The 12991-nt window shown below is 63.0% G+C and carries 11 protein-coding genes and 1 pseudogene; 10 read left to right on the top strand and 2 right to left on the bottom strand.

The genetic code is table 11. The annotated features are described in order from the left end of the window. Positions 1-189 precede the first annotated feature (189 nt). Together AC2T3R_RS13475 and AC2T3R_RS13470 are read left to right on the top strand one after the other, a co-directional pair. Complete coding sequence (locus tag AC2T3R_RS13475) at positions 190-711, top strand: acyloxyacyl hydrolase (protein WP_015270391.1); 522 nt, start codon at positions 190-192, stop codon at positions 709-711. Positions 712-839: 128 nt separating this feature from the next. Beyond that, positions 840-951 (top strand): annotated as a pseudogene (locus AC2T3R_RS13470) (acyloxyacyl hydrolase); the annotation flags it as partial. Positions 952-1119: 168 nt separating this feature from the next. Here AC2T3R_RS13470 and AC2T3R_RS13465 read toward each other — a convergent pair. Both AC2T3R_RS13465 and AC2T3R_RS13460 read right to left on the bottom strand, forming a co-directional pair. Continuing rightward, on the bottom strand, positions 1120-3255 hold the full coding sequence (locus AC2T3R_RS13465) for a TonB-dependent siderophore receptor (protein WP_410953052.1): 2136 nt from the start codon (positions 3253-3255) through the stop codon (positions 1120-1122). A gap of 242 nt (positions 3256-3497) precedes the next feature. Next, positions 3498-4388: a universal stress protein gene (locus tag AC2T3R_RS13460; protein ID WP_013972683.1), complete on the bottom strand. Its 891-nt coding sequence runs from the start codon at positions 4386-4388 to the stop codon at positions 3498-3500. 147 nt (positions 4389-4535) lie between these two features. On the opposite strand from AC2T3R_RS13460, the gene hisN reads away from it, so the two are divergent. The 8 genes from hisN (at position 4536) to AC2T3R_RS13420 (ending at position 12988) form a co-directional block, all read left to right on the top strand. Continuing rightward, positions 4536-5327, top strand: coding sequence for a histidinol-phosphatase (gene hisN / locus AC2T3R_RS13455; protein WP_486743768.1), 792 nt, complete (start codon positions 4536-4538; stop codon positions 5325-5327). Positions 5328-5552: 225 nt separating this feature from the next. Continuing rightward, entirely contained in the window at positions 5553-6284 is a 732-nt protein-coding gene (locus AC2T3R_RS13450; protein WP_486743767.1) for a hypothetical protein, read from the top strand. A gap of 370 nt (positions 6285-6654) precedes the next feature. Continuing rightward, entirely contained in the window at positions 6655-7611 is a 957-nt protein-coding gene (locus AC2T3R_RS13445; RefSeq protein WP_486743766.1) for a helix-turn-helix transcriptional regulator, read from the top strand. A 159-nt stretch (positions 7612-7770) separates the two neighbouring features. Further along, on the top strand, positions 7771-9129 hold the full coding sequence (gene benA / locus AC2T3R_RS13440; RefSeq protein WP_039613617.1) for a benzoate 1,2-dioxygenase large subunit: 1359 nt from the start codon (positions 7771-7773) through the stop codon (positions 9127-9129). Beyond that, the gene (gene benB, locus AC2T3R_RS13435) at positions 9126-9611 is read left to right on the top strand and encodes a benzoate 1,2-dioxygenase small subunit (protein ID WP_013972678.1); all 486 of its coding nucleotides are present in this window, start codon (positions 9126-9128) and stop codon (positions 9609-9611) included. Before benA ends, benB begins: the two co-directional genes overlap by 4 nt. Positions 9612-9684: 73 nt before the next feature. Continuing rightward, positions 9685-10695 carry a benzoate 1,2-dioxygenase electron transfer component BenC gene (gene benC, locus AC2T3R_RS13430; RefSeq protein WP_486743765.1) on the top strand — a complete coding sequence of 337 codons (1011 nt, stop codon included), beginning with the start codon at positions 9685-9687 and terminating at the stop codon, positions 10693-10695. A gap of 145 nt (positions 10696-10840) precedes the next feature. Further along, positions 10841-11602, top strand: a complete 762-nt coding sequence (locus tag AC2T3R_RS13425; RefSeq protein WP_013972676.1) for a 1,6-dihydroxycyclohexa-2,4-diene-1-carboxylate dehydrogenase — start codon at positions 10841-10843, stop codon at positions 11600-11602. Positions 11603-11659: 57 nt separating this feature from the next. Further along, complete coding sequence (locus tag AC2T3R_RS13420) at positions 11660-12988, top strand: MFS transporter (RefSeq protein ID WP_410953047.1); 1329 nt, start codon at positions 11660-11662, stop codon at positions 12986-12988. Positions 12989-12991: the final 3 nt, after the last annotated feature.

Below are 12991 nucleotides of genomic sequence, written 5' to 3'. Positions count from 1 at the left end.
GTTCGGCATGGCAGATGCTGGCGCAGGGTATTAGCCAATGGTGGCAATTCACTTTCAACTTTCTGTTTATCTGGTCGATAATCAGAAAACTATTACTTCGTGTGACCGGTCGGGATGCATCCGGTCACCACATAAGATCGAGGGGCCCAAGCCCCCACTTGTCGTATAGACCATCAGGAGAAGTCATTGATGAAAACCCGTCTAGCAGCTTCGCTGGCTGCTGCAGTGCTGGCCTTTGCCGGGGCGAATCTGGCCCAGGCAGCGCAGGTGAGCGGTGCCGTTGGCGCTACTGGCCAAGGTGACATGACCTACCGTATCGGCCTGTCGTTCGACTGGGACAAGAAATGGCTGGAAAGCAGCACCGGTCATCTGACCGGGTACTGGGATGCGGCCTACACCTATTGGGAAGGCGGTGAGGCCAGTGGCGCGCACTCGCTGTCGTTCAGCCCGGTGTTCACCTACGAGTTCAGCGGTTTCACCTATACCCCGTATATCGAGGCCGGCATTGGCCTGGCGGCGTTTTCCAAGACCGACGTGGGCGACCAGCGCCTGGGCTCGTCGGTCAACTTCGAAGACCGCATCGGCTTTGGTCTGAAACTGCCGGGGGAGCAGAAGGTGGGGATCCGCGCGATGCACTACTCCAACGCGGGGCTCAAGCAGCCTAACGACGGCATCGAGTCGTACTCGCTGTTCTACAGCAAAGGGTTCTGAGACCGGGGGCCGCTTTGCGGCCCATCGCCGGCAAGCCAGCTCCCACAGGGACCGCGCAGTTCTTTGGATCTGCGCTGGCCCCTAAAGGGACTGCGTATGGCTGGGACGATGCTGTCGAGGTGGGAACTGCCGGGGGAGCAGAAGGTGGGGATCCGCGCTATGCATTACTCCAACGCGGGGCTCAAGCAGCCTAACGATGGCATCGAATCGTACTCGCTGTTCTACAGCAAAGGGTTCTGAGACCGGGGGCCGCTTTGCGGCCCATCGCCGGCAAGCCAGCTCCCACAGGGACCGCGCAGTTCTTTGGATCTGCGCTGGCCCCTAAAGGGACTGCGTATGGCTGGGACGATGCGGTCGAGGTGGGAGCTGGCTTGCCGGCGATGGGCTGCAAAGCAGCCCCATTAACTGTCAGAAGGTATACGAAACCCCAGCTTGCACTGTCCTTGGCGCACCCGGGTAGACGTAGTTGTTGAACGCGCCCTCGTCATAGCCCTTGTTGAACACGTTCTTCACATCCAGGTTCAGCCGCACGTGTTCGTTGACCTTGTAGAAGCTCAGTAGGTCCACCACGCTGTAGCGCTCCATGGTGTAGGTCGTGGCTGCCGTCTGACCGGCGCGATCATCCACGTACTTCACCCCGACCCCCAGCCCCAGCCCCTTGGCCAGGCCATCCTGGAACTCGTAGGTGTTCAGCAGGCTGAAGCTGTTGCGCGGGATGTTGGCCAGGCGTGTGCCCTTGGGCAGGGTCGTATCCTGGGTGACTTCGGCGTCCACGTAGGCATAGCCACCGATCACGCGCCACTCTGGCGTCAGGTTGCCGGCGATGTTGATGTCCAGGCCACGGCTGCGCACTTCGCCGGCCGCAATACTGTAGGTACCGGTTGAGTCGTTCGGGTCGCGCGCCAGGACGTTCTCCTTGACGATGTGATAGATCGCCGCGTCGATGCTCAGCTGGCGGTCGAGTGCCTCCCATTTCACACCCAGTTCGTAGGACTTGCCTTTCTCCGGGTCGAAGCCTCCGCCTCCGCTTGGCGTGCCGGTGTTGGGCTTGAACGAGCGCGCGGTGTTGGCATAGACCGCAACCGTATCGGTCAGGTCGTAGATCAGGCCGAAGCGTGGGGTGACGCCGTTCTCGCCCTTGCTGAAGTCGCGGTTGGTCGGCAGCTTGTCGTCGTAATCGTGCTCGAAGCGCTCGAAGCGCACACCGGCCAGCGCCTTCAGTCGCTCGGTCAGGGCCACTTGGTCCTGGATGAATGCCGCCCAGGTCTTCAGGTTTTCCTTGTCATGGGTGGTGGTGCGGGTCAGGGCAGGGCGTGGCTGGCCCAGTACCGGGTCGAAGATGTCAATCGGGTACTTATCGGCACCGCTGGCCGAGCGCTGGATGATCGAGTTGTAGTCGTAGTCTTCGTACTCGATACCCGTCAGCAGTGTATGAGCGTAGCCGCCGGTGTCGAAGTGGCCGGTGAGGTTGAGCTGGTAGTCGCGGTCGGTCCACTCCAGTTTGCGGTAGTTGAAGTTGCGCCCCAGCGTGCGACCGTCAGCCTGCAATGCGTTGGCCTCCACGGCGTTGCCCTTGAGCGAGCCGTCGAGCCACTGCATGCCACCGCCCAGCGTCCAGTTGTCGTTGAGCAGGTGCTCGAAACGCAACTGAGCCATGTTGTTGTCGTTGTGCAGCAGGTTGTCGCTGCCCTTTTCCCAGATGTTGGTGTCGCGCGAAGCTGTGCCGAGCTGGCCGGGCAGGCGGGTCAGGCCACGGTCCAGCGGGTGGTTGTTGCGCATGAAGTCGCCCTCGAAGACGATCTTCGTGCTGTCGTTGACCTGCCAGCTGAGCACCGGCGCCACGTCATAGCGCTCGCTTTCCACATCGTCACGGAAGCTTTCGCCGCCTTCACCCAGCAGGTTCAGGCGGTAGGCCAGCGAGCCGTCCTGATTCAGCGGCCCGGTAGCGTCCAGGGTAGCGCGGTGCATGCCCTGGTCATCGAACTGGCTGCCCAGGGTGACTTTCGACTCTGGCAGCGGCTGCTTGCTGACCACGTTGAAAGTGCCGCCAGGGTCGCCACGGCCGTACAAGCTGCTGGCCGGGCCACGGATCACTTCCAGGCGTTCGACGGTGTTGGCGTCGGGGGCGTTTGGGTAGCCGCGGTTGATCGGGAAACCGTTGCGGTAGAACTCACCGGTGGTGAAGCCACGCACGGTGAAAGTGGTCAGGCCCTGGCCGCCGAAGTTGTTGGCGCGGCCGACGCCGCCGGCGTAGTCCAGGCCGTCCTGCAGACGCGTGGCGCCGGTGTCTTCCAGTACATCCTTGGGCACCACGCTGACCGATTGCGGGGTTTCGTGCAGGGCAGTGTCGGTGCGGGTGGCGCTGGCCGAGCGGGTAGCCTTGTAACCCTCGACCGGGCCATCGGCACGTTCGCTGTCGGCGCTGCTGGTGATGTTCAGGGCCTGGAGTTCGATCTGGGTGGGTTCGCTGAGCGGTTCAGGCTCGGCAAAGGCCAGCGGAGAGACAGCATGAAGCACACAAAGCGAAACGAACGTGCGACGCATCGGCGGTACGATCCTGGAGTAGGGCGCTGAGGGTAGGGTGGGCAAGCGCCGAGAAACTACTACGAATCATTATCAAATGCATTCTTTTTGTGTGGCACTGGTGTACCAGATACCAAGTGGAATTTGTGCTGGATTCTTCGCGGGCACGCCCGCTCCCACAGGTTCGTCACAGGCTCAGGCTTTGTGCATGACCTGTGGGAGCGGGCGTGCCCGCGAAGGGGCCAGTTCAGGCGCAGCAGCTCTCAGCGAACCGCCTTGATCGCCAACACATTGCACAGTGGATGCTCCAGCACATGCGCCGTGGTCCCGCCCAGGAACGTCTGCATGGCATCATGCCGGTGGCTGCCCATCACGATCACATCCGCCCGGCTGTGCCCGACGAACTGGGCAATTGCCTTGATCGCGGCCCCTTCCAGGAAGTGCCTGCGCTCCAGCGGGATCTGGTGGTGGTCGCCCAGCCGGTTGAACGCCGCCCGCTGCGCGGTGCGCACGCTGACATCGAAGCCGGGCATGGTCACCGTGCCAGCGCCGAAGTCGGCAATGTGTGTCTTGGCCGCGTCGCACACATGCAGCAGGTGCAACTCGGCATTGCACTGCAGGGCCAGGGCATGGGCGCAGCGGATCACCTGCTCATCCAGATGCTCGCCTGCGCCATGGCTGTTCAGGTCCACCGCGGCGGCAATCTGCCGGGGCAGGGGCAGGCGGATATCGCTGACCAGGTGCACGGCGACCGGGCTGTCCTTCAGCAACTGCCAGTCCAGTGGCGTTACCAGCAGGCGCTTGAGCACCGGTTCGTGCTGCACATCCTTGATCAGCAGGTCGCAGCCCAGGCGCTCGACCCGTTCCAGCACACTGCTCAGCGGGTCGCGGGTCAGCAGCAGTTCGGTAGATACATCCAGGCCGGCGTTGGCCAGTTGCTCGGCTTCGTCCGCCAGCCATTGGCGGTTGTCACTGAGCAGCCGTTCCCGCTCGCGGCTATCGCTCATCAAACCGAAGGTGTCGACATCGTCGACGAACACGTTGATATCCAGCAACGCACCGCTGGATTCCGCCAGCGCCGCAGCGCGTTGCAGCGCCGGCGTGTGGCGCATCTGCGGGCCGAGCATGACGAACAGACGCTTGAACTGGCTCATCTCACACCTCCACGTGTGGCAGCCCCCCGGTGATCTGGTCTTGTTCAGTCTAGACTGCGCAGGGCGCATGAGCAGCCTGGCGGAGGCTGGCGCGGCACTGCGTGTCGGGTATGATGCGGGCCCCATCATTTTCACGAGGCCCGCCCCATGTCCCTGAGTGCTGAACAGATCGGCGAATTCCGCGCCTTTGCCGAGCAGCTGGCCGATACCGCTGCCGTGGCGATCAAGCCATACTTTCGCGCCAGCCTGGACGTCGAGGACAAGGGTGGGCGCCTGTACGACCCGGTGACCGTGGCCGACAAGGCAGCCGAGGACGCCATGCGCGGGCTGATCCAGGCCCGCTACCCCGACCACGGCATCCTCGGTGAAGAAGCCGGCGTGGCAGTCGGCAGCAGCCCGCTGACCTGGGTGCTCGACCCGATCGACGGCACCCGCGCCTTCATCACCGGCCTGCCGCTGTGGGGCACGCTGATTGCCCTGAACGACGGCACCCGCCCGGTGGTTGGGGTGATGAACCAGCCGTTCACCGGCGAACGCTTTGTCGGAACGCCGGAAGGCGCCTGGCGCAGCGGTGCGCCGTTGAAGACCCGCGCCTGTGCCGACCTGGCCTCAGCCACGTTGATGTGCACCACGCCGGACATGTTCGATACCGCCGCGCGCAAGGCCGCGTTCGAGGCCGTTGCCGGCAAGGCGCGCCTGATGCGCTACGGTGGCGATTGCTATGCCTACTGCATGCTGGCTTCCGGGTTTGTCGACGTGATCGTCGAGGCGAGCCTGCAGCCATATGATGTGCAGGCGTTGATGCCGATCATCGAAGGGGCGGGCGGGGTGATCACGGCGTGGGATGGCAGCAGCGCGCAGAATGGTGGGTGCGTGGTGGCTTGTGGCGACCCGGCGCTGCATGCGCAGGTGGTGGAGATGTTGCGTCACGCCATGTAATTCATGTATTGCCTGCGCCGGCCTCTTCGCGGGCTTGCCCGCTCCCACAGGTTCACCACAGGTGCTGCGGGCTGTGCAGTCCCTGTGGGAGCGGGCAAGCCCGCGAAGAGGCCGGCACAGGTATCCAAAACCCTCGATCACCGCACTTTTTCCAATTTCCGGGCTCTATGCATGGCCAGGCCACACTGATCCACGGTGCGGCCGCCGAATATCGACCCGGTGCCGATGGTTGCAAGCAAGCCAAAATTCTTCCCCCGCCTGCTAATGGCAGGCGCCCTCACATGCCTGTGCGCCTGCACCCAGCAGCAGGGCCGCGACGTGCTCGACCAGTTCGGCAAAGGCAAGCCCAGCGAGCTGTTCCAGACCAGCGTCGATCGCCTGGCCACGCTGTCCATGCGCGATAACCTGCAGAGCTTGTACCTGCTGATGAACAAGCTGTACCTGCGCAACCCCAACCAGTGGAAGCTGTCCGGCTACGTGGATGCTGCAACTGCCGAGCGGCAGATCCGTATCGCCATCGAGCAACGCCAGCCCTTGCCACAACTAGGCAACCGTCGCGACCTGGCAGCCTTGAGCTACGCCCTGAGCCCCGAGTTTCGCGGTGATCGGGTCGGTGCCTTCATCTACGCCATCGGCAGCATGCTGATCACCGCGCACGGCGGCCGTACCGAGTTCTACATGACCGATACCATCGACCCGCTGTTCGTCAACAACGCGGCGCGCAATATCGAGAAGGCCACCTGGATGTTGAGCCAGCGGCAGGATGCCAATGGCGTGCTGCTGTTGTTCTCCAACGAGATCTCGGAAGAGGGCAGCAACCTGAGTTTTGCCGTGGAGTTCGGCAAGATCGTGGCACGGCTGGACTTGCTGGCGGAGTTGCTGGATGAGCGTTATCGACGAATTGGGTTGAATTATGCGCAAAGCCTGCTGTTGATGAACTTCCTGCCGGTGCAGTGAAGTGGGCGGTTCTGGGTTGCCTGTACGGGCATCTTCGCGGGCATGCCCGCTCCCACAGGTTTTGCATAGGTCTTGAGGCCGCGGTGATCCCTGTGGGAGCGGGCGTGCCCGCGAAGAGGCCAGCACAGGAAAATACCGTTCGATAAACGAACACAGACCCTGGCTGTCCTGTCCGCCATTCGCCCATCCATTCCAAAGGTCGCATTGCCCAACCCCCCGCCTTTTTGCTTAAGTGTGCCCATCCACCGGTTGTCGCCTGCCCCCGCGACTCGCAGCCGGCTCGATAGAATGACCGTGACGACCGCAACCACAGCCCGCCGGGCCGTAGGATGCGGCAACCAGAACAATAACGATCCGGGTAACCTTGCCTATGGAAAGCCGCCTGCTGAGCGAGCGCAGTAGCGTGTTTCATCACGCCGACCCTTATGCTGTGTCCGATTATGTGAACCAGCACGTAGGCCAGCATTGCATCGGTCTGTCCCGCACCACTCATCCGCAAGCCAGTCTCAGTCACCGCAAGTTCGCTGAGCTGGACCTTTGCCGCATCAGCTACGGCGGCAGCGTGCGCGTTACCTCGCCGGCACTGGAAACCATCTACCACCTGCAGGTGCTGCTCAACGGCAACTGCCTGTGGCGCGGGCACAAGCGCGAGCACCACCTGGTGCCGGGTGAACTATTGTTGATCAACCCCGACGACCCGGTTGACCTGACCTACTCGGAAGACTGCGAGAAGTTCATCCTCAAGGTGCCGACCCGGCTACTGGACTCGATCTGCGACGAACAGCGCTGGCACCGACCCGATGGTGGGGTGCGGTTCTTGCGCAATCATTACCGGCTGGACGAACTGGAGGGGTTCGTCAACCTGCTGGCCATGGTCTGCCAGGAAGCAGAGGTGAGCGATTCGCTGCCCAGGGTGCAGGGCCACTACAGCCAGATCGTCGCCAGCAAGCTGCTGACCCTGATGAGCACCAATATCCGTCGCGAAAGCCTGGGTTCGCCGGGCGCAAGCCTTGAACGGATCATCGACTACATCGACCGCAACCTGAAGCTTGAGTTGACAGCTGAAGCGCTGGCGGAGCAGGCGTGCATGAGCCTGCGATCCTTGTACGCACTGTTCGACCGGCATCTGCAGACCACGCCCAAGCAGTATGTGCGTCAGCGCAAGCTTGAGCAGGTACATGCCTGCCTGGGTGATGCCAGTTGCGCGGTACGCAGCGTTACCGAGCTGGCCATGGATTATGGCTTCATGCACCTGGGGCGGTTTTCCGAGGTGTATCGGCAGCAGTTTGGCGAGTTGCCCTCGGAAACCTTGCGTAATCGGCGCTGAGCCGCACCGGCCTCTTCGCGGGTAAACCCGCTCCCACAGGGCACTGCAGAAAAACCAGCCTGCACAAAACGGATAGCACTGCGCACAAACCGGATATTCCCTCCCGATCCCAATCCCTAACCTGACCAGGTCTAAACAATAACAAGGGAGACCCTGGCCATGTCCCTGGGATTCGACTACCTCAATGCCTTGCTCGAGGACGACCGTGAAAAGGGCATCTACCGCTGCAAGCGCGAGATGTTCACCGACCCACGCCTGTTCGACCTGGAGATGAAACACATCTTCGAGGGCAACTGGATCTACCTGGCCCATGAAAGCCAGATACCCGAGAAAAACGACTTCCTCACTCTGACCATGGGGCGCCAGCCGATCTTCATCGCGCGCAACAAGGACGGTGAGCTCAATGCCTTCCTCAACGCCTGCAGCCACCGCGGCGCCATGCTCTGCCGGCACAAGCGCGGCAACCGCTCCAGCTACACCTGCCCGTTCCACGGCTGGACCTTCAACAACAGCGGCAAGCTGCTCAAGGTCAAAGACCCAAGCAACGCCGGCTACCCCGACAGCTTCAACTGCGACGGCTCCCACGACCTGACCAAGGTGGCACGCTTCGAGTCGTACCGTGGCTTCCTGTTCGGCAGCCTGAAGGCCGACGTCAAGCCGTTGGTCGAGCACTTGGGCGAGTCGGCCAAGATCATCGACATGATCGTCGACCAGTCGCCGGAAGGCCTGGAAGTGCTGCGCGGCGCCAGTTCGTATATCTACGAAGGCAACTGGAAGCTAACCGCCGAGAACGGCGCCGACGGCTACCACGTCAGTTCCGTGCACTGGAACTACGCCGCCACGCAGAACCAGCGCAAGCAGCGCGAGGCGGGTGACGAGATAAAGACCATGAGTGCCGGCGCCTGGGCCAAGCAGGGCGGGGGCTTCTACTCCTTCGACCACGGCCACCTGCTGCTGTGGACCCGCTGGGCCAACCCCGAGGACCGCCCGGCCTACGAGCGCCGCGACCAGCTGGCCGCCGACTTCGGCCAGGCCCGTGCCGACTGGATGATCGAGAACTCGCGCAACCTGTGCCTGTACCCGAACGTGTACCTGATGGACCAGTTCAGCTCGCAGATCCGCATCGCCCGGCCGATTTCGGTGAACAAGACCGAAATCACCATCTACTGCATCGCACCGAAAGGCGAGAGCGCCGATGCCCGCGCCAAGCGCATTCGCCAATACGAAGACTTCTTCAACGTCAGCGGCATGGCCACCCCCGACGACCTGGAAGAGTTCCGCTCGTGCCAGACCGGCTACGGCGGCGGTACCGGCTGGAACGACATGTCCCGCGGCGCTGAACACTGGGTGGAAGGCGCCGACGAGGCGGCCCGGGAAATCGAACTCAAGCCGCTGCTGTCGGGCGTACGCACCGAGGACGAAGGCCTGTTCGTGCTGCAGCACAAGTACTGGCAGGAAACCATGATCCAGGCCTTGAAGGATGAACAGCAACTGATCCCCGTGGAGGCCGTGCAATGAGCCTGTATGCAACCGTGCGCGACTTCCTTTTCCGCGAAGCGCGTTACCTGGATGACGCCCAGTGGGATCAGTGGCTGGAAATGTACGCCAGTGATTGCACCTTCTGGATGCCGAGCTGGGACGATGACGACACCCTTACCGAAGACCCACAAAGCGAAATTTCGCTGATCTGGTACGGCAACCGTGGCGGCCTGGAAGACCGGGTGTTCCGCATCAAGACCGAGCGCTCCAGTGCGACCGTGCCCGACACCCGCACCTCGCACAACATCAGCAACATCGAGATCGTCGAGCAGGGCGAGGGCAGCTGCCAGGTGCGCTTCAACTGGCACACCCTGAGCTTCCGCTACAAGACCACCGACAGTTACTTCGGCACCAGCTTCTACACCCTCGACCTGCGCGGCGAACAGCCGCTGATCAAGGCCAAGAAGGTGGTGCTGAAGAACGACTACGTTCGCCAGGTCATCGACATCTACCACATCTGATCCAGGGTTTTTGCGAGCGCTGCCCGGTGCGTCCTGCGACGTGCCGTGGCCAGGCTCGCCCGCGAGGTGCAACATGAGCTACCAGATCGCACTGAATTTCGAAGACGGGGTTACCCGCTTCATCGAGGCCACCGACCATGAAACCGTGGCCGACGCCGCCTACCGCCAGGGCATCAACATCCCGCTGGACTGCCGCGACGGCGCCTGCGGTACCTGCAAGTGCAAGGCCGAGTCCGGCCGCTACGACCTGGGCGACAACTTCATCGAAGATGCCCTGAGCGAAGATGAAATCGCCGAAGGTTACGTACTGACCTGCCAGATGCGCGCCGAGAGCGACTGCGTCATCCGCATCCCGGCCTCGTCGCAGCTGTGCAAGACCGAACAGGCCAGTTTCGAGGCCGCCATCAGTGATGTCCGCCAACTGTCGGCCAGCACCATTGCCCTGTCGATCAAGGGCGAGGCCCTCAGCCGCCTGGCCTTCCTGCCGGGGCAATATGTCAACCTCAAGGTGCCGGGCAGCGAGCAGAGCCGAGCCTATTCGTTCAGCTCGCTGCAGAAGGACGGCGAGGTCAGCTTCCTGATCCGCAACGTGCCGGGCGGGTTGATGAGCAGTTTCCTGACCAACCTGGCCAAGGCCGGCGACAGCATGACCCTGGCCGGGCCGCTGGGCAGCTTCTACCTGCGGCCGATCCAGCGCCCGCTGTTGTTGCTGGCCGGTGGTACCGGCCTGGCGCCGTTCACGGCGATGCTGGAGAAGATCGCCGAGCAGGGCAGCGAGCACCCACTGCACCTGATCTACGGCGTGACCAACGACTTCGACCTGGTCGAACTCGACCGCCTGCAGGCGCTGGCGGCGCGCATCCCCAACTTCACCTTCAGTGCCTGCGTGGCCAACCCCGACAGCCAGTACCCGCAGAAGGGCTACGTGACCCAGCACATCGAACCGCGCCACCTCAACGATGGCGATGTGGATGTGTACCTGTGCGGCCCGCCACCGATGGTCGAGGCGGTCAGCCAGTACGTGCGCGAGCAGGGCATTACACCGGCGAACTTCTACTACGAGAAGTTCGCGGCGGCGGCCTGATTCCTTTTATTCCAAGTAATACGCCGACCCTGTGGGAGCGGGCGTGCCCGCGAAGAGGCCAGCAGGTTCAACAACTTTGTCTGGTCGGACGCATTCGCGGGCATGCCCGCTCCCACAGGAACCGTGGCGAACCGGAGAGATGGATATGAACAACCGATTCCAAGGCAAGGTCGCCCTGGTCACCGGTGCCGCCCAGGGCATCGGCCGTGGCGTGTGCTGGCGGCTCAAGGCCGAAGGCGCGCAAGTGATAGCGGTAGACCGCTCCGAACTGGTTCACGAACTGGCCAGCGAGGGCATGCTCACCCTCACCGCCGACCTGGAACAATATGGTGACTGCGCCAGGGTCATGGCCAACGCGGTTGAAGCGTTCGGCCGCCTCGACATCCTGGTCAACAACGTTGGCGGCACCATCTGGGCCAAGCCCTTCGAACACTACGAAGTGGACCAGATCGAAGCCGAAGTACGCCGTTCGCTGTTCCCCACCCTGTGGTGCTGCCATGCCGCACTGCCATACATGCTCGAACGTGGCAGCGGCGCCATCGTCAACGTCTCGTCCATCGCCACCCGTGGCGTCAACCGCGTGCCCTACGGCGCAGCCAAGGGTGGCGTCAACGCGCTGACTGCGTGCCTGGCCTTTGAAACCGCCGGCCGTGGCATCCGGGTCAACGCCACTGCTCCCGGCGGCACCGAAGCGCCACCCCGGCGCGTACCGCGCAACAGTGCCGAGCAGACCGAACAGGAAAAGCACTGGTACCAGCAGATCGTCGACCAGACCCTCGACAGCAGCCTGATGCACCGCTACGGCAGCATCGACGAGCAGGTGGGCGCAATCCTGTTCCTGGCTTCCGACGAAGCCTCGTACATCACCGGCGTGACCTTGCCGGTAGGGGGCGGCGACCTCGGCTGAGCGACACCCCTAGGCAAAAAGCTTTCTTTCACAACAAAAACAAGAGCGACAGATGCCATGCGAACCCTTGACGTACACCCGATCATCGATAACGCGCGCTTTACCCCGTTCCACTGGATGGTCATGGCCTGGTGCGGCCTGCTGCTGATCTTCGACGGCTATGACCTGTTCATCTACGGCGTGGTACTGCCGGTCATCATGAAAGAGTGGGGCCTGACCCCGTTGCAGGCCGGTGCACTGGGCAGCTATGCGCTGTTCGGCATGATGTTCGGCGCCCTGGCGTTCGGCAGCCTGGCCGATCGCATCGGGCGCAAGAAGGGCATCGCCATCTGTTTTGCCTTGTTCTCCGGGGCGACCATCCTCAACGGGTTTGCCAGCAGCCCGAGCGAGTTCGGCATCTACCGCTTCATTGCCGGCCTGGGCTGTGGCGGCCTGATGCCCAACGCCGTGGCACTGATGAACGAGTACGCGCCCAAGCGACTGCGCAGCACGCTGGTAGCGATCATGTTCAGTGGCTACTCGCTGGGCGGCATGCTCTCGGCGGGTGTCGGCATCTTCATGCTGCCGCGTTTTGGCTGGGAATCGATGTTCTTCGCCGCAGCGGTGCCACTGCTGTTGTTGCCGGTAATCCTGTACTACCTCCCTGAATCGATCGGTTTCCTGGTACGCCAGGGCCGTACCGACGAGGCCCGCAAGCTGCTCAAGCGGCTGGACCCGGATTGCGACGTGAAGGCGGACGATGTGCTGCAGGCGGCCGACCGCAAAGGCAGCGGGGCTTCGGTGCTGGAACTGTTTCGCAACGGCCTGGCCATTCGCACCCTCGCTCTGTGGCTGGCGTTCTTCTGCTGCCTGCTGATGGTCTACGCACTCAGCTCCTGGCTGCCGAAGCTGATGGCCAACGCCGGCTACAGCCTGGGCTCGAGCCTGTCGTTCCTGCTGGCGCTGAACTTCGGTGGCATGGCCGGGGCGATTCTCGGTGGCTGGCTGGGCGACCGTTACAGCCTGGTCAAAGTCAAAGTGGCTTTCTTCATCGCCGCCGCGCTGTCGATCAGCCTGCTGGGCGTCAACAGCCCGATGCCGGTGCTGTACCTGCTGATCTTCATTGCCGGCGCCACCACCATCGGCACGCAGATCCTGCTGTATGCCGGCGCCGCTCAACTGTACGGGCTATCGGTGCGCTCCACCGGGCTGGGCTGGGCCTCGGGCATCGGCCGCAACGGTGCCATCGTCGGCCCGCTGCTGGGTGGTGCGCTGATGGGCATCAACCTGCCCCTGCAGCTCAATTTCATTGCTTTCGCCATCCCTGGCGCAATTGCCGCGCTGGCCATGGCCGTGCACCTGGCCAGCGGCCGTCGGCACGCCCAGGCGGTTGCGGCACAGGCGTAACTC

This window comes from Pseudomonas sp. PVC-5-1 (assembly GCF_057444345.1).
The sequence above is the reverse complement of the archived record's forward strand: the minus strand, read 5'-3'. Positions and strand labels throughout refer to the sequence as shown.

Excerpts from the sequence above, each read along its gene's own strand:
- AC2T3R_RS13475 (WP_015270391.1), top strand. The coding sequence starts at position 190 with ATGAAAACCCGTCTAGCAGCTTCGCTGGCTGCTGCAGTGCTGGCCTTT.
- AC2T3R_RS13465 (WP_410953052.1), bottom strand. The coding sequence starts at position 3,255 with ATGCGTCGCACGTTCGTTTCGCTTTGTGTGCTTCATGCTGTCTCTCCG.
- AC2T3R_RS13460 (WP_013972683.1), bottom strand. The coding sequence starts at position 4,388 with ATGAGCCAGTTCAAGCGTCTGTTCGTCATGCTCGGCCCGCAGATGCGC.
- hisN (WP_486743768.1), top strand. The coding sequence starts at position 4,536 with ATGTCCCTGAGTGCTGAACAGATCGGCGAATTCCGCGCCTTTGCCGAG.
- AC2T3R_RS13450 (WP_486743767.1), top strand. The coding sequence starts at position 5,553 with ATGGTTGCAAGCAAGCCAAAATTCTTCCCCCGCCTGCTAATGGCAGGC.
- AC2T3R_RS13445 (WP_486743766.1), top strand. The coding sequence starts at position 6,655 with ATGGAAAGCCGCCTGCTGAGCGAGCGCAGTAGCGTGTTTCATCACGCC.
- benA (WP_039613617.1), top strand. The coding sequence starts at position 7,771 with ATGTCCCTGGGATTCGACTACCTCAATGCCTTGCTCGAGGACGACCGT.
- benB (WP_013972678.1), top strand. The coding sequence starts at position 9,126 with ATGAGCCTGTATGCAACCGTGCGCGACTTCCTTTTCCGCGAAGCGCGT.
- benC (WP_486743765.1), top strand. The coding sequence starts at position 9,685 with ATGAGCTACCAGATCGCACTGAATTTCGAAGACGGGGTTACCCGCTTC.
- AC2T3R_RS13425 (WP_013972676.1), top strand. The coding sequence starts at position 10,841 with ATGAACAACCGATTCCAAGGCAAGGTCGCCCTGGTCACCGGTGCCGCC.
- AC2T3R_RS13420 (WP_410953047.1), top strand. The coding sequence starts at position 11,660 with ATGCGAACCCTTGACGTACACCCGATCATCGATAACGCGCGCTTTACC.